Origin of the sequence: Streptococcus infantis, from assembly GCF_047464615.1 — a bacterium.
GTDB lineage: Bacteria > Bacillota > Bacilli > Lactobacillales > Streptococcaceae > Streptococcus > Streptococcus infantis_Y.
Map to the genome: position 1 here is coordinate 1 of NZ_JASHBO010000011.1, position 15616 is coordinate 15616.

Below are 15616 nucleotides of genomic sequence, written 5' to 3' on the forward strand. Positions count from 1 at the left end.
ATTGTAGACTATATTGATTACTACAACAATAAACGAATTAAGGTAAAACTAAAAGGACTCAGTCCTGTGCAATACAGAACTAAATCCTTTGAATAAATTAATTGTCTAACTTTTTGGGGTCAGTACATTTTCAAAGTGTTTTACTTTTTGGCGTTTTGCTTTCTGAGTGTTACGAGGTAAAACAACATCACGGGCAGGATTGGACGTTATAGCTTGCATGGTTACGCCATACTGTAAGATACGTTTGTTTAAAGCGTGTATCTTGTCATAGTGTAGAAAAGCCCCTTTTTCCCCTCTATTAGCCTTGTCAGCAAGTTTGTTGATAATTGACTGGATAAGTGGAGTAGTGAGCTTGTCGAGCTTGTAGGCCCCAAAATTAGGCAATATATGATTATCGATTAGCTTTCTAATATTGCCTTGATTGTTTGGCTTAACAGTATTTTTATAACTTTCCCACCAGAGAGTGGCTAATTCTTGATAGCTTGTTATGGTACTAGCTTTTTGTCTAGTACAACCGTCTTTCTGGAAAGCAATTTTTTCTTGAGCAGCTTTCTGCTTAACTTCCTTTTGCGTCCGACCTGTTACCTTGGTTTTTACTTTCTTTCCTGTTACCTGGTCAACTCCTAGATATACATTAGCACGATAGACTTTACTACCGTCTTTTTTTATAACTTCAGTTATTTTCATGATGATAAACCTTTCTAAAATACATCAGCAGGCAAGCTATTATCAAAAAGGTTTTATATCATGCTAGGGGCTACGAGAAGACCCTTATTTTCGTTTTATTTCTTCCAGTAGAGAATACATAGCATCAATGTGGTTATATTTTTGAAATTCAGGATCTTGGTTTTGTGCAATAAAGTATACGTATTGTCTACCGGATTTGAATTTATCGATAGCTTGTTTTTCCACTAATTTCTTTAAATATTTTAAAATTGTATTTTTGTGGATTTTTAGTTTTTCTTCCAAAGTCTCTCTTGTTATGAAACGGTTTTCGATTATTAATTCTAATATTTTTTTCTCATATTCGTTATCAATATCCAGGTTATCTATAAGGGAAGTATCCCATAATGTAAGTTCAACTGAGTCTAATTCAGTTCGTAAATTGGGATACTTTAAATGCCTCTCTTTAACTGCTTCCATTATTTTGGGTATACCAGTTCCCGCTTTTTCACATAAATTTAAAAATCTAAAAATTTCTTGTATTAAGTAGTTTCTTGGATCAGAATGTGCCCCACTAAAAAAGTCCTTTATGTCAATTCTAAGTGTTCCGCCATTTGTGAATATATACCTGTCGGGATATCTAATTATCATTATCCCTTTTTCGCTTTTATAGTCGCTATGAATAAGGCTATTAATGAATGCCTCGCGAATTGCAATTCGTAATTTTGAAATTCCAATTCTATTCATAGAATTTTCTTGAATGTTAGAGTTGTCATTCAAAGTTAGATATAATTTTTCAATAACTAGGTAAAAGAAATTAAAAAGATTATCTTCCCCCCATGTACCATCATAAATCACACGATCTTTAAAGCGATTGTTTTCAGAAAACTCTTTTAGAACATATTCTACGTTATAGTGTGGAATAAACTCTTTTATTGAATTATGTGTACCAAAAATTAATAGTCCAGCAACTGTTGGCTTTATTTTATCGTCCTTGCGATCTCTTCGTAAAGCATTTATTTTTATTAAAAATTGTTCGTTATCCAATTTTGAAAAAGGGTGCTCCGCATTTATATTATCAAATTTTTCTCTATATAGCTTTATTGTTTCTGTATCTAAGTCTAAAATAGAAAAATCCTGAATAAGTGTGCTATCAAAACTTTCCTTAGCGGAATCTCTTAACATAGAGTTGATTTGTTCTTGTGAACATCTAAAATCTCCGGTACCTTGGCGGAAATAAGTAGATGTTACACTTTCGTTTAGATATATTGGTTTGTCCTTATAATCAACTTTATAAATAGGGATAATGATAATACTCTTTCCCTTTTCATTTATAACTTGAACACTTTCTTCGTTTATTACATTTCTGTTAATTTTCTTAGGATTGTTAACTAAACTATATAAATCATCAAGTATTTTATCTGGATTATTGACCCCAGAAATATAAAATTCTTTATTTTGTGTATTCTCTGATATTCCCAGAATTAGTAATCCATCATTTGTATTAGCAAAGGAGCAAATGGTTTTCATACCGTCTTTAGGGAAAGAGTTTTTAGCTTCTTTGAATTCAACACTTTGGTTCTCTCCTGCTAATAACAATTTTTGTATATCGTATTTTCTCATTTTTTCTCCAATAGATTCGCACACGCATTCGCACACGCGCGGGAAAAATAGTTTATTTTTGGTTAGCTAACAGTGCTATTAAAGGTTTTTTTGAAAGTAGATTATTCGCACACGCATTCGCACACGCGCTTCATGATTGTTGAACATTGTGGCGCGTGAGTATGCTATAGGTCGCATTTTAAATTCAAGAGTGATATAATGATGTTGTGAATACCTAACCTTTCGCTTATTTTCAGTTAGGTACTATTAGACAAGTTGGCAGTAGCTAGCTTGTCTTTTTTTTGCTCTTTTCCAATTTCCCCCGTTTTTGCACAATAGACCTATGGGTTAGGGTTACTATTGGCGAATATGGGGGAGTTTATTCATCGTCAATTGTGATAAATCGGTAATCTTTTTTATCCACAAGATCAAGAAGACTTTTATTGTGACCAGCTTGTTTTTGTAAAGTCTTACCTAACAAACTATCTTCCCTGTTAAAGTTAAGAGTCGTAATTAAATTATAAATCAAAATTATATCTTTATCGCTTATATAAAAATTGCAATCATTGATATATTTCACGAAATTTATAAAATTCTTTTCAGATAATCTTTGAAGATTTTCGTTAAAAAATAGCTCGTTTTCCTTTTTGATGAAGTCAGAAAAATCATCAGGGTTTAAATCGGTAGTACCGTGGACTAGGTGATTTCTTAAATCACGGTTACTTTCATACCCCAACAGATACCCAACGCTTACCCCGAAGAAGTCAGCAAGTTGCTGGGCTTTTTCTGGTTTAATTTGGCTTTCTCCGTTTTCCCAGCGTGATAGAGTCTTTTCTGATATGCTCATTTCTTTTGCTATTTCCTTTTGAGATAGCTTTTTTTCTTTACGTAACTCTTTTAATCTATTCATTTATATCAACACCTTTCAAATGTATTATATCATTCTTTTTCTCAAACCAGACAAAAAAAGTCTGATAAAATAAAAAATATCCTTGACAAAGACAAAAAATGTCTGTATAATAAAAACCAATCAGACAAAAAATGTCTGAACAAAACCTCCAGCACAACACTTTTCAATCTATTCTGCTGGAGATAGCTTTTAAAGATAATAGAAGGAGGTAAGACATTTGAAAAATAATATGCGTGTTATTTTAGCAAAGAAACGTTTGAAGGTGGCAGATGTTGCAAGAGAAACAGGGCTATCAAAAAGCACATTGACTGCATTATATTATGAACGTTCAAAAAATCCGACTTTTGAGACATTGCAAAAAGTAGCTGAGTTTTTAGAAGTTACGATTGATGACTTGTTAAAGGTTGGATAAATAGAAAGGCAGGCAAGCAATGGGGAAACAAGTATTTACTCAGGAATTACTGAGGAACATACAGGAAGAAAATGGAATCATCACACTAGACCTAATACTGGACGCTTTACCAACTTGGTCAGAAAAAGACATCAAGGGCCGATTATCAAATTGGCGTTACCGTAAGGCTATTGACTACAAGGTAGAAGATGGGGAATTTAGTGAGATTTTCCTACTAAAAAGCAAGCAGGAAACAAAAGAAGAGATCAGCGCTGGTCAACGTTTGAAAATGGATTTATATTTCAGGCAGGTTTTAGCCTTAACTGGAATCATTGAATCAAACACCAGTAAGGACAACGACAAGACCAAGGCGGTTGAATTGCAACAGAAAGCAATGCGAGCAATACCAGATGACATTTTCAAAGAATTGTCAGAGGTTTATGAATAGATGGAACAGTACGGAAAGGTTGGATTTAAAATCCAAGCTATGGCATTCAGAAATAAAAAAACACGCCTAGAAAGCGCGTGATAGCAACAAAAAAAGGCTTAGCAATAACCACACCGCAGAGCCTTTCACACTAACACTAAAACGAATTTAACAAAGCAGGCAAGCTATTATCAAAGAGGTTTTAGTAAAGATTTATACCTAGATTATAGCATATTTAGGGCAATTTGACCATACGGAGAGCGCCAAATCTTAAAACTGGTACTTTCTCACGCTTTCAATTTGGCGACTCTGAGCGTGGGAATTAACTGTATAGGAAACAACTCAAAAAGCCCCACGCTCAAATTTTGGTCGAGGAGAGTGTGAGGAAATCATGTATAGTAAAAGGCATTAAAAAGCCCTCAGGGCAATTACACAACATAGAAACAGAGGTAAAAAACATGGCAGAAACAACATACGAGAATTTAACTAGACGTATAGACAGAATTAACGCAGAAATGCGAGAAATTGGCGAAAAAACTGGGCTTTATAGCCTTTCGTTATTGGCAAGTCAGATAAAGTCTATCAAAGAAGATTTATCCCGTTTACTTTGGATTGAACTTCCTGAATTGAATGAACGCAATAAAATCGAGGCACTATCTAAAAGAACTACGGGAATGTTTTTCAGCCCTGGTATTTTTGAAATGGACGCTATGCGAAAAGCATTCTTTAAACGCCAAGCCAAGCACTTTTTTGACAACGAAGCAGAGCAACAGGCATATATAGAGCATGCTGAAAAGGAGTATTTAGAGGCTACTGTAACCTTAAAAGATATTCTTTTTAACTCTAAAAATGGAACTCAGAGAGTAAATAAAAGTTGTCTTATAGAGAAGTTTGAGGAGGCAATGCAATGACACTTGACCTAGACAACATGACACAAGCAGAGTTTGATGAAGTAATGGCAGAAATTAAGTCAAGAAATCCAAACCTATTCCAGTTTATCGCTGATTTTGTAGATCGAAAGGTAACAACCGAAGAGGTGGACGACTGGTTGAAGATGAAACGTGAAAAACAAGTGGAATATATCAAAAATTACAAAGCGAGGGCATAACATGAATGAGTTAGATTTGACTAATACACAGGCGATTATCTTTTCCGTGGTATTGATTGGCTTGCTAATCTATCTAAACTACCGAGACCGCAAAAAAAGCGCCCAATTTGAGCGAGAAAACCAACAGACGATAGAAACACCTAGCGAGGATTTGAACCCTGATTATGGGCGTTATATTCAGCTTGCAGGGGTAGACGTATGGGGAGGAATTGAATGAGTCTGACAGAGAATGACAAACGAGTATTAAGACTAATCAAAGTGGGGGCTGAGAACTCCATAACAGGGGCAGAAATCAGCCTAATCACCAAACTAGCAGAAAGAACCGTCCAGGATATTATCAGCCGTCTGATCACGCGCTACGGTGTTCCTATCGTTGGGGTACGTCACGGAGCTTTTAGAGGCTACTTTATCCCAGCTAACAAAGAGGAGCTACTGGATGGAGCAAAGGCATTCTATAACCAAATACAGGAGGAACAGAAGCGCCTAACTGTCCTTTTAAATGCTGATTTAGAGAGCTACAAGCAACTACTGAAGGGAGCTGATGAATATGTTTAGTCTCAGCAAAGAGAGCGAATATGAGCTAACTCATGGCGTTCTGGAGCTTGTGGAGAATTACCTGGAAGCGCGTGATACAGTCAAACCACGTTTGACAGGGTTAATCTCAGCCCAGGAAGTCATGGACGAGTTAGACGTAAAATATAAGACACTCCAAAAGTGGGAAGATGCTGGGCTAAGACGATACCACCCACCGCTAGAAGACACTAGGAAAATCTATTATAGAATTTCTGACTTGCTGAAGTTTTTGGGGGTGGAAAATGGCAAGGTATAGTATTCATCCGGCAGATAATAAAGGACATTATCACAATATTAAATTTTACAAAGAGCGCAGGCCAACCCTAGACCAGCTAAAGGAACAGCAAAGTCTTAAAAAGCTGAAGAAAAAACGTAGAAAGGGGCGATAGTATGACAATTTACGAGGCTAAAGGCTTTCAGGGTAATCTTGTCTATCCATTTGATAAGATTGAGCCATTCCAGTATATTGAACGCTTTAAGCCTTTGGTAGTCCCTGAAGGGTCAAACATTGAAGGATTTAAACGTACACAAGCGCCTTACTGTATCAGTGGGAAAGTGACACCAGAAAATAATGGCAGTTACAAGCGAAACAACACCAGTCTGGTATATCGGGATTTGATTTTCCTTGACTATGACGATATACAGGGGACGTCTGAGGACTTCATAAGAGCCGTTTCTAGCGCCTTGTTTGGCTATTCCTATATCTTATACCCGACTATCAAACATAGCTTAGAAAAGCCCCGTTTTCGCCTTGTGGTGAAGCCTGACAACGTGATGAATGAGGCAACCTATAAGCAGATAGTAAAGGAGATTGCTGACAAGATAGGACTACCCTTTGACATGGCCAGTCTAACCTGGTCACAACTCCAAGGGCTACCAGTCACAACAGGCAACCCAGGAGACTATCAAAAAATCGTAGAACATGGCCTAGATTATCCAGTCCCCAATGTTGAACCAAGAACGAAGCAAGAAACTACTGGAAAATTCACACCCAGAACGAGTGGCCAGAGATCAATGACTATGAGGATCATTGACACGCTTTTTAATGGTTTTGGAGACGAGGGAGGGCGTAACGTGGCACTCACGCGCTTTGTGGGGCTACTCTTTAATAAGTGGGTTGATTGTGATCTAGAGACCGCCTATGAACTTACAAAGATAGCCAATAGCGTGACTGCTGAACCGTTACCGATTGAGGAACTAGACCGTACTTTCAGCAGCATAGCACGGGCAGAATACAGAAAGAGAGGATAGAACCATAGAAAAGGAGAAATTGAAAAGCCTGGAAAGTGAAATCTTAGGGGTGCGTGAAAGTGAGGATAAGCACTTTAAGACTTTCAAAGGTGTTAGGGGGCAACTTATCAAAGAGTGTCAAGAAATCAAGGACAAGGCTTATCAGCAAGCTTATGAAGAAGTTATGGCAGACAGCAAACACCTTGAAAATGTAAAGGCAGGCAGGTTGACCGAGGCCCAACATGAAGAACTAGCCCAGCAGAAAGGCGAGGAAAAGAGCAGCAAGGCTTTACCAACTAATCCGCTGGAAGTTGCTATTATGTTAAAAAAGCATATCCGATTTATTAGAATTAAGCCAGAGGCACAAGGGCAAAAAGCCCCACTATATTTCTATAATCCTGATTTTGGTATCTGGTTAGAGGATAATGAATTTTTGCAAGATCTTATTTCTGTCATTTATCCAAACACAACGGAAAAACAGGCATTTGACACGCTTTATAAAATAGCAAGACAAAGCCAAATGAGGGAAATCCAAGGTAATTATACTGTAATTGGGAAACAGCTATACAATGCTAAGACAGGCATTTTTGAAGAAACTACACCAGAGATTACAGCAACAAGAAAGATAAAAACAGGCTATAACCCTGGGGCAGAAGAGCCTATAATTAACGGCTGGAAGCCGACAGCTTGGCTTTTAGAGTTGTTTGACGGTGACAAGGAGCTTTATAACCTTGCTATCCAAATTATAAAAGCAAGCATCACAGGGCAGTCATTACAAAAGATCTTTTGGCTTTTCGGTGAAGGTGGAACAGGAAAAGGAACTTTTCAGCAGTTACTTATAAACCTAGTTGGTATGGAAAATGTGGCCAGTTTGAAGATCACCGGTTTAACAAAAAGCCAATTTTCAACCTCTATATTATTAGGGAAGTCGCTTGTAATCGGTGATGATGTACAAAAGGACGCAGTAATTAGAGACACTTCAGATATGTTTAGCTTAGCAACAGGCGACATAATGACCATAGAGGACAAAGGGAAGCGCCCTTATAGCATACGCCTTAATATGACGGTAGTACAATCTTCTAATGGTTTACCAAGAATGAACGGGGATAAATCAGCTATTGATAGGCGATTTAGAATTTTACCTTTTACCAAAGTATTCAAAGATAAACCGAATAAGGCTATCAAAGACGATTACATTAACCGCAAAGAAGTTCTGGAGTACCTGGTTAAGTTGGCCATTGAAACACCAATCGCTGACATTAACCCTACGAAGTCTATTGAAATACTTGAAGAACATCATAAGGACATGAACCCCGTTATTGATTTTGTTTCTAAGTTTTTTACTGATGAATTGACAAGTGAGTTTATCCCTAATAGTTTTGTATATCACGTTTGGAAAGGTTTCCTAGAATACTATGGTATTAAAGAAAATAGGTCAGAAATGGGCTTACATCGAGAAATCAAAAGCAACTTGCCTGAAGGTTTCGCAGTTGGCCAGAAGGTTATCCCTGCAGGGCAACAGATCCATAAAGGTTTTTATCCTAAAGAAGACCTACCGCCGTTTGCGAGTATAGTTTACGCTAATGGTAGGGAGACACCCGAAAAGCAGAAAAAGCCAAAGAATGAACGCGGGTATTACAACCATTGGCCAGAGTACAAAAAGAGAAGAAAAAGAAAATAAGAATTTTATACACTTTATACAGTAGGGCAAAAATTTTATACACTTAAAAATGTTGTCATATCAAGGGTTTTATACACTTTATACGAAAAACACGGAAATAAAAAAATTTCCTTATATTATGTTTCAAAAATGGGGTTCCTATTATCCCCTATATATATTTTTATTTTAATGTATAAAGCGTATAAAGTGTATAAAACAATAGCAAAACCCTTGGTACTACTGACTTTATTTTTTATACACTTTCAAAAACAAGTGTATAAAATTTTCAAGAAGCGTATAAAAAAGGAGCTAAAAAATGAAAGTCAAGTTATTTTATCAGCAGCAGAAGCAAAGCCTGCAGGAATTTGAATCTCAAGTCAACGACTTTATGGCAAGCGTTGAAGTTGTGGATGTGAAATACACTGAAGCGACTGAAGGTGATTATGAGAATTTAAGTGCAACATTGGGTCTACTGATCCTATATAAAGAATAAGGAGGAAACCTATGATAGAACCAGCATACTTTGAACAGGCAGATCAAGAACTGGAGGAACTCAACCGTAAGCGTGACGATTTTATGGCGGATGTAACACCAGTGTGTCTTGAAGATACGCCTGAATTGATTGAACTAGGTGAGAAGCTCCGGGCAGAAGACACCAGCATAAACGCCTATGAGTTATACAGACACCCTGAAGCGCGTGCAAAGTTATTCGCCCAAATCGCGGAAGCCTGCTTCTTGCTGATTGCAGATAGTTCACCAGTACCAGTGCAGCCAACACAAGCACAGCGGATCCATTTTTGCGAGTACCTAGAAGGGCAGTTCCAGAATATCATTAAAAAGTTGATTGCAAGCACAGACAAGCAAGCTTTGGAGTCTTTACTTGAAGCCCTGCAACTGCCCAAAGAAAAACAAGCTCAGTTTATCCGTAATGTGGTAGTAAGCGGCTTACTCAGTGAAGAATAGCAGCAAAGGGGCATTGCCTCTTTTTGTGGTTTCATTGCTACCAAACCCAATCAATTTGGGTTTTTCTATATAGGGGGATTTTTGAACGAATGGAAGTTATAAAATCAATAACCATAGAGACATTTATAAAGCCAATGAAAAACAAGAATATCAGTCATGGTATAGCTGAGTTGGACGGTAGAAAACTAGAAATAGACCTAGGTAATCTGTATATCACCTTTGAACGTGATCGTTTTGATTTAGCAAGAATACCAGGAACTAAGGGAGGCAATCGCTACTTCTTTCTCTGTCCTATTTGTGGTAAACGATGCAGAAAACTCTATAAGAGACTTTTGATATATGGTTGTGGATCATGCCAGAAAATACACAAGTCAACACTGAACCGAAGTAAGACAGATTGCCAATACTATTGGGAGAGAGCACTGAGGGAAGCTAGAAAGGTAGAACCAGGTTGGAGTCCCAAACGTGGCGGATATATGTTCGATGGTTTTCCTGAAAGACCAAAGTATATGAAACGTGCCAAATATTATAAGCATTATCAAAAGTTTGTGAACTATACCAAGAAAGGAGATAGTTTTTGGCTGAATGGATTGAAATTGTAGGACAATATGAAGTAGTGTGCAATTTACAAAACAAACAAATACTACATATTAGACGGTTTAAAAGTTAAAAAATCTAGATATATCAAGGGTTTAAGTAAGCAGAGCGTTCCAAAAAAGGGTGCGATAAAAGGAGCGCGTGTTTTGATAAAAAAATTATTCGTTTAGGAAAAGGAAACAGAAAATACTTAGGTTTTGGTAAGGTTTAAATTAGGTTTTGCATTTAATAATAGCAAGGTACAGGGCTTTGTTCTAGAGATAAAACACTAAGATTTCCTAAGATATAGATACTTTTAGAGACAAAGAACGGTAAGGTATCGAAGTTTTCCAATGGTGAGGTTTTGGTTAGGTAGTGGCAAAAAATATGCCTGACAAATGGCAGGGTTATGTGTGTTGAACTCCGAGCGAACGCCGAGAAAATAGCTCTTGAACAGAGAACAAACAGAGAAGATTACATAGCTTGAAGTTAGAGCGAAGCCTGAGAAAGTGGGGTATATCCCCCTATCATTTATCAAGCAGAGAAGGAACAAATAACTTGCCTTATTTACACTTACAACATGCTTTCGAATATGGACATTTATGGACACATTCCGCCAGTCGTTGAAAATGCAAAAAAGCCAAGGCTTACCACCTCAGCTATAATTTCAACACATTTATTATATCATAGAGGAGGCCAAGGCATGACACCAGGGCGGATAAAAGAAAAACTAGAGGGCGTTAAGTGGATCAATAAAGAAATAGAGGGCTTATATTTAGAGCTTGCAGCTTTAGAAAGTGGTATTATCAAAAAGCAAGAACTGACCACTACCAGAGTACAAACAAGCAGGGTAAATACAGCAGAGAATAACCTTATAAGTGTCCTGAAGCTAAAAGAGGACACTTTACAGAGAATTGAACGCCTCACTGAAGAGAGAATGGAAATATCTAAGCTGATTGATAAGCTGGTCAATCCTCTTGAGCGTTCTGTTCTCAGGCTGTTTTACTTGAATGATCTCGACGCTTGGGAGGTTGCTGAAGAAATAGATAAATCAAAGACTACAGTATACATTATAAGGCAAAAAGCTATAGAACATTTGGCAGGTATTGTAAACGGGGATTGATTTAACCTTACCACAGAGCCTAGTGCGTATAGGGAGCCCTAGGCTTAATATTTGCCCCTGTTTCGCTTTGTTTCGGACTGGACGATAAAATCATTACGGATAAACTAAAAGCCCTTATAAACGAATCTGGAGGCTTTTGTGAGGTCATAATCTTATAAACCACGCGCTTCATGGTATAATATACCTATCAGCAACCAGCAATTAAAAAAGCACGTTTGACCGTGCTAGTTTCTTGCCTGCTGAACTCGTCAAATCCTAGCCCTTTTGTGGGGCTTTTTTGCTCCCCTTTTTGCGTACTTTGGGGGAGCAAGTAGTAAATAGTAATGTTAGTGATTTTTATTAAAAAGCGCGTGATATAAGGGTTAGGGAACTCTAAGGAAACATAAAATAAGAAGCTTTTAATTATACTACAAAATCGGCTTTTTTGGTAATAGAATTTCACTTTTTTTGGTATAATGGTAAGCAACAATGGACTAGAAAGAAGTAACATGCAAGATAAGATTGTCATCCATGGGGCTCGCGCCCATAATTTAAAAAATATCGACGTGGAAATTCCACGAGACAAGCTAGTTGTGGTGACGGGACTATCTGGATCTGGGAAGTCTAGTTTAGCCTTTGATACCCTTTATGCAGAGGGGCAGCGTCGCTACGTTGAGAGTCTGTCAGCCTATGCTCGTCAGTTTTTGGGCAATATGGAAAAACCAGACGTGGACTCTATCGATGGTCTCAGTCCTGCCATTTCCATTGACCAGAAAACGACCAGTAAAAATCCTCGTTCAACGGTTGGGACAACAACGGAAATCAACGATTATCTACGTCTCCTCTATGCTCGTGTAGGAACACCCTACTGTATCAACGGACATGGGGCTATCAAGGCTTCGTCTGTCGAACAGATTGTAGACAAGGTATTGGAATTGCCAGAGCGACAGCGTCTGCAGATTTTGGCTCCTGTTATTCGTAAGAAAAAGGGGCAGCATAAGACGCTGATTGAAAAAATTCAAAAGGATGGCTATGTTCGTGTCCGTGTCGATGGGGTTGTCTACGATGTGACCGAAGTTCCTGAACTTGAAAAGAATAAGCAACACAACATCGATGTGGTGGTAGACCGTATTATCATCAAAGATGGTATCCGAAGTCGTCTCTTCGATTCGATTGAAGCAGCTCTCCGTATCGCTGAAGGTTATGTCGTTATTGATACTATGGATGATTCAGAGTTGCTCTTTTCAGAACACTATGCTTGTCCAGTATGTGGATTTACGGTTCCAGAGCTAGAACCCCGTCTCTTCTCCTTCAATGCACCGTTTGGCTCCTGTAGTGAGTGTGATGGTTTGGGTATTAAGCTAGAGGTTGATACGGACTTAGTCGTACCAGATGCTAGTAAGACTCTTCGTGAGGGAGCCTTAGCGCCCTGGAATCCGATCTCTTCTAACTATTATCCAAATATGCTGGAACAAGCCATGACAGCTTTTGGAGTGGATATGGATAGGCCTTTTGAGGACTTGTCTGAGGCGGATAAACATCTCATCTTCTATGGTTCAGATGGGAAAGAATTCCATTTCCACTATGAGAATGAATTCGGCGGAGTTCGTGATATCGACATTCCATTTGAAGGAGTGCTTGGCAATATCAATCGCCGTTACCATGAAACCAATAGCGACTACACTCGTACTCAGATGCGCCTTTATATGAATGAGCTAACTTGTGGTACCTGTCATGGTTATCGTCTCAATGACCAAGCCTTATCTGTTCGTGTAGGGGGAGAGAAAGAACTCCATATCGGAGAAATTTCAGACCTCTCCATCGCAGACCATTTGGAAGTTATTGACCAGCTAACCCTATCTGAAAATGAAGCTATCATCGCTCATCCTATCCTGAAGGAAATCAAGGATCGCTTGACCTTTCTAAATAATGTGGGACTGAACTATTTAACGTTATCCCGCTCGGCAGGAACCCTATCAGGTGGGGAGAGCCAACGTATTCGCTTGGCAACCCAGATTGGTTCCAATCTCTCAGGAGTTCTCTATATTCTTGATGAGCCGTCTATCGGTCTTCACCAGAGGGACAATGACCGTTTGATTGCCAGTCTGAAAAAAATGCGCGATTTGGGTAACACTCTCATCGTGGTAGAACACGATGAAGACACCATGCGAGAAGCCGATTATCTGATTGACGTTGGTCCTGGAGCGGGTGTCTTTGGTGGAGAAATTGTCGCGGCAGGAACACCTAAGCAGGTAGCTCGCAACAGCAAATCCATTACAGGACAGTATCTATCAGGGAAACGCGCAATTCCAGTACCGACGGAACGCCGAGTTGGAAACGGTCGCTTTATCGAAGTGACAGGTGCGCGTGAGAACAACTTGCAAAATATCACCGCTCGCTTCCCACTCGGGAAATTCATTGCAGTGACAGGGGTATCTGGTTCAGGGAAGTCTACCCTCATTAACAGCATCCTCAAAAAGGCTATTGCACAAAAGCTCAATCGCAATTCAGACAAGCCCGGTAAGTTTAAAACTATTACAGGAATCGAGCATATCGATCGTTTGATAGATATTGACCAGAGCCCAATTGGACGGACACCGAGGTCTAATCCTGCGACCTATACAGGTGTCTTTGATGACATTCGAGACCTCTTTGCTCAGACCAATGAAGCCAAGATTCGTGGCTACAAGAAGGGCCGATTCAGTTTTAACGTCAAGGGAGGTCGTTGCGAAGCCTGCTCAGGTGACGGAATCATCAAGATTGAGATGCACTTCTTGCCAGATGTTTATGTTGCTTGTGAAGTCTGCCACGGGACCCGCTACAACAGTGAAACCCTAGAAGTTCACTACAAGGAAAAAAATATCTCGCAGGTCTTGGACATGACGGTCAACGATGCGGTAGAGTTCTTCCAACACATTCCTAAGATTCAACGCAAACTCCAGACTATCAAGGATGTGGGACTGGGCTATGTGACGCTAGGTCAACCAGCTACCACCCTTTCTGGGGGAGAAGCCCAGCGTATGAAGCTGGCTAGCGAGCTCCATAAACGCTCGACAGGCAAGTCATTCTATATTCTGGATGAACCGACGACAGGGCTTCATACTGAGGATATCGCTCGCTTGCTTAAAGTCTTAGCTCGCTTTGTTGACGATGGCAATACAGTCCTTGTCATTGAGCACAATCTAGATGTTATTAAGACAGCAGACCATATTATTGATTTGGGACCTGAGGGCGGTGTCGGTGGTGGAACCATCATCGCAACAGGAACTCCAGAAGAAGTAGTGGCCAATGAAGCCAGCTACACAGGACACTATTTGAAAGGAAAGTTACATCATGAATAAACGTGTACAAGCATTTCTCGCTAAAATGCAAGAAAAAGAACTAGATGGCATCATCATTAATAATCTTAAAAATGTCTATTACCTGACTGGTTTTTGGGGTTCGAACGGAACAGTTTTTATCAGCCGTGATCGTCAGGTCTTAGTGACAGACTCTCGTTATATCATCGCAGCCAAACAAGAAACCAGTGGGTTTGAGATTGTGGCTGACCGTGATGAATTGGCTGTCATTGCCGGCATTGTCAAGGACATGGGCTTGTCTCGGATCGGTTTTGAGGATGAGATTTCGGTCTCTTATTACCACCGTATGCAGGCAGCTTTTGCAGGTTTGGACTTGCTTCCACAAACTCAGTTTGTTGAAGGTCTTCGAATGATTAAGGATGAGGCAGAGATTGCAGCTATTCGCAAGGCTTGTTCTATCTCAGACCAAGCTTTCCGCGATGCGCTTGACTTTATCAAGCCAGGAAAGACTGAAATTGAGATTGCCAACTTCCTTGATTTCCGTATGCGTGAGTTGGGAGCGGCAGGCTTGTCTTTTGACACCATCCTAGCGAGTGGCATCAACTCTTCTAAACCCCATGCCCACCCAATGCACAAGCCAGTAGAACTAGGCGAAGCTATTACCATGGACTTCGGTTGCCTTTATGATCACTATGTCAGTGATATGACTCGTACCATCTACCTTGAGCATGTGAGCGACGAACAAGCAGAAATCTACAACACTGTTTTAAAGGCTAACCAAGCATTGATTGACCAAGCTAAGGCCGGCTTAGGTTTCCGTGACTTTGACAAGATCCCTCGTGATATCATTGTTGAAGCAGGCTATGGAGAATACTTTACACATGGTATCGGGCACGGTATCGGACTTGATATCCACGAAGAACCTTATTTTAGCCAAACTTCCAAAGAAGTTATCAAAACTGGTATGGTCTTGACTGATGAACCTGGTATTTATATTGAAGGGAAATACGGAGTTCGTATCGAAGATGATATCCTGATTACAGATACAGGTTGTGAGTTACTAACCCTTGCTCCAAAAGAATTAATCGTAATCTAAGAAAAATGAGATAAAT

Annotated in this window: 18 protein-coding genes and 1 pseudogene; 16 read left to right on the forward strand and 3 right to left on the reverse strand. The window is 39.3% G+C overall.

The annotated features are described in order from the left end of the window. The coding region (locus QM450_RS07355; RefSeq protein WP_150535176.1) for an IS3 family transposase at window positions 1-96 on the forward strand (96 nt) is incomplete at its 5' end. Window positions 97-126: 30 nt separating this feature from the next. Here QM450_RS07355 and QM450_RS07360 read toward each other — a convergent pair. The 3 genes and pseudogenes from QM450_RS07360 to QM450_RS07370 form a co-directional block, all read right to left on the reverse strand. Next, window positions 127-687: pseudogene (locus QM450_RS07360) on the reverse strand (phage integrase central domain-containing protein); the annotation flags it as partial. Between the two features lie 84 nt (window positions 688-771). After that, window positions 772-2286 (reverse strand): ATP-binding protein, encoded by a 1515-nt coding sequence (locus QM450_RS07365; RefSeq protein ID WP_414320150.1) that lies wholly within the window; start codon window positions 2284-2286, stop codon window positions 772-774. A 358-nt stretch (window positions 2287-2644) separates the two neighbouring features. Further along, the gene (locus tag QM450_RS07370) at window positions 2645-3175 is read right to left on the reverse strand and encodes a helix-turn-helix domain-containing protein (protein WP_414320151.1); all 531 of its coding nucleotides are present in this window, start codon (window positions 3173-3175) and stop codon (window positions 2645-2647) included. A gap of 217 nt (window positions 3176-3392) precedes the next feature. Here QM450_RS07370 and QM450_RS07375 point away from each other — a divergent pair, with 217 nt between their 5' ends. The 15 genes from QM450_RS07375 to QM450_RS07445 all read left to right on the forward strand — a co-directional run bounded on the left by QM450_RS07375 (window position 3393) and on the right by QM450_RS07445 (window position 15600). Beyond that, window positions 3393-3587: a helix-turn-helix domain-containing protein gene (locus tag QM450_RS07375; RefSeq protein WP_261052964.1), complete on the forward strand. Its 195-nt coding sequence runs from the start codon at window positions 3393-3395 to the stop codon at window positions 3585-3587. Between the two features lie 19 nt (window positions 3588-3606). Next, window positions 3607-4014: a hypothetical protein gene (locus QM450_RS07380; RefSeq protein ID WP_414320152.1), complete on the forward strand. Its 408-nt coding sequence runs from the start codon at window positions 3607-3609 to the stop codon at window positions 4012-4014. A gap of 494 nt (window positions 4015-4508) precedes the next feature. Further along, window positions 4509-4904: a hypothetical protein gene (locus QM450_RS07385; protein ID WP_414320202.1), complete on the forward strand. Its 396-nt coding sequence runs from the start codon at window positions 4509-4511 to the stop codon at window positions 4902-4904. Further along, window positions 4901-5101: a hypothetical protein gene (locus QM450_RS07390; protein ID WP_414320153.1), complete on the forward strand. Its 201-nt coding sequence runs from the start codon at window positions 4901-4903 to the stop codon at window positions 5099-5101. The genes QM450_RS07385 and QM450_RS07390 overlap by 4 nt, the downstream gene beginning before the upstream one ends. A 1-nt stretch (window position 5102) precedes the next feature. Further along, a complete protein-coding gene (locus QM450_RS07395; RefSeq protein WP_414320154.1) occupies window positions 5103-5318 on the forward strand; it encodes a hypothetical protein in 216 nt (71 codons plus the stop codon). Then, on the forward strand, window positions 5315-5656 hold the full coding sequence (locus QM450_RS07400) for a DNA-binding protein (RefSeq protein WP_414320155.1): 342 nt from the start codon (window positions 5315-5317) through the stop codon (window positions 5654-5656). Before QM450_RS07395 ends, QM450_RS07400 begins: the two co-directional genes overlap by 4 nt. Continuing rightward, window positions 5649-5930, forward strand: coding sequence for an XRE family transcriptional regulator (locus QM450_RS07405; RefSeq protein ID WP_414320203.1), 282 nt, complete (start codon window positions 5649-5651; stop codon window positions 5928-5930). Before QM450_RS07400 ends, QM450_RS07405 begins: the two co-directional genes overlap by 8 nt. 134 nt (window positions 5931-6064) lie before the next feature. Further along, the gene (locus QM450_RS07410; protein WP_414320156.1) at window positions 6065-6925 is read left to right on the forward strand and encodes a primase alpha helix C-terminal domain-containing protein; all 861 of its coding nucleotides are present in this window, start codon (window positions 6065-6067) and stop codon (window positions 6923-6925) included. Window positions 6926-6944: 19 nt separating this feature from the next. After that, window positions 6945-8585, forward strand: coding sequence for a phage/plasmid primase, P4 family (locus QM450_RS07415; protein WP_414320157.1), 1641 nt, complete (start codon window positions 6945-6947; stop codon window positions 8583-8585). Window positions 8586-8880: 295 nt separating this feature from the next. Beyond that, a complete protein-coding gene (locus tag QM450_RS07420) occupies window positions 8881-9057 on the forward strand; it encodes a hypothetical protein (protein WP_261075048.1) in 177 nt (58 codons plus the stop codon). 11 nt (window positions 9058-9068) lie between these two features. Continuing rightward, window positions 9069-9527, forward strand: coding sequence for a hypothetical protein (locus tag QM450_RS07425; RefSeq protein ID WP_414320158.1), 459 nt, complete (start codon window positions 9069-9071; stop codon window positions 9525-9527). A gap of 98 nt (window positions 9528-9625) precedes the next feature. Further along, window positions 9626-10129, forward strand: coding sequence for a hypothetical protein (locus QM450_RS07430; RefSeq protein WP_414320204.1), 504 nt, complete (start codon window positions 9626-9628; stop codon window positions 10127-10129). Window positions 10130-10806: 677 nt separating this feature from the next. Continuing rightward, window positions 10807-11226, forward strand: a complete 420-nt coding sequence (locus QM450_RS07435) for a DUF1492 domain-containing protein (protein WP_414320205.1) — start codon at window positions 10807-10809, stop codon at window positions 11224-11226. Between the two features lie 488 nt (window positions 11227-11714). Then, the gene (uvrA, locus tag QM450_RS07440; protein WP_414320159.1) at window positions 11715-14546 is read left to right on the forward strand and encodes an excinuclease ABC subunit UvrA; all 2832 of its coding nucleotides are present in this window, start codon (window positions 11715-11717) and stop codon (window positions 14544-14546) included. Beyond that, window positions 14539-15600 (forward strand): M24 family metallopeptidase, encoded by a 1062-nt coding sequence (locus tag QM450_RS07445; protein WP_414320160.1) that lies wholly within the window; start codon window positions 14539-14541, stop codon window positions 15598-15600. Before uvrA ends, QM450_RS07445 begins: the two co-directional genes overlap by 8 nt. Window positions 15601-15616: the final 16 nt, after the last annotated feature.

Bases quoted from the DNA above. Each gene is read 5' to 3' on its own strand.
- QM450_RS07365 (WP_414320150.1), bottom strand. From the start codon at position 2,286: ATGAGAAAATACGATATACAAAAATTGTTATTAGCAGGAGAGAACCAA.
- QM450_RS07370 (WP_414320151.1), bottom strand. From the start codon at position 3,175: ATGAATAGATTAAAAGAGTTACGTAAAGAAAAAAAGCTATCTCAAAAG.
- QM450_RS07380 (WP_414320152.1), top strand. From the start codon at position 3,607: ATGGGGAAACAAGTATTTACTCAGGAATTACTGAGGAACATACAGGAA.
- QM450_RS07385 (WP_414320202.1), top strand. From the start codon at position 4,509: ATGCGAGAAATTGGCGAAAAAACTGGGCTTTATAGCCTTTCGTTATTG.
- QM450_RS07390 (WP_414320153.1), top strand. From the start codon at position 4,901: ATGACACTTGACCTAGACAACATGACACAAGCAGAGTTTGATGAAGTA.
- QM450_RS07395 (WP_414320154.1), top strand. From the start codon at position 5,103: ATGAATGAGTTAGATTTGACTAATACACAGGCGATTATCTTTTCCGTG.
- QM450_RS07400 (WP_414320155.1), top strand. From the start codon at position 5,315: ATGAGTCTGACAGAGAATGACAAACGAGTATTAAGACTAATCAAAGTG.
- QM450_RS07405 (WP_414320203.1), top strand. From the start codon at position 5,649: ATGTTTAGTCTCAGCAAAGAGAGCGAATATGAGCTAACTCATGGCGTT.
- QM450_RS07410 (WP_414320156.1), top strand. From the start codon at position 6,065: ATGACAATTTACGAGGCTAAAGGCTTTCAGGGTAATCTTGTCTATCCA.
- QM450_RS07420 (WP_261075048.1), top strand. From the start codon at position 8,881: ATGAAAGTCAAGTTATTTTATCAGCAGCAGAAGCAAAGCCTGCAGGAA.
- QM450_RS07425 (WP_414320158.1), top strand. From the start codon at position 9,069: ATGATAGAACCAGCATACTTTGAACAGGCAGATCAAGAACTGGAGGAA.
- QM450_RS07435 (WP_414320205.1), top strand. From the start codon at position 10,807: ATGACACCAGGGCGGATAAAAGAAAAACTAGAGGGCGTTAAGTGGATC.
- uvrA (WP_414320159.1), top strand. From the start codon at position 11,715: ATGCAAGATAAGATTGTCATCCATGGGGCTCGCGCCCATAATTTAAAA.
- QM450_RS07445 (WP_414320160.1), top strand. From the start codon at position 14,539: ATGAATAAACGTGTACAAGCATTTCTCGCTAAAATGCAAGAAAAAGAA.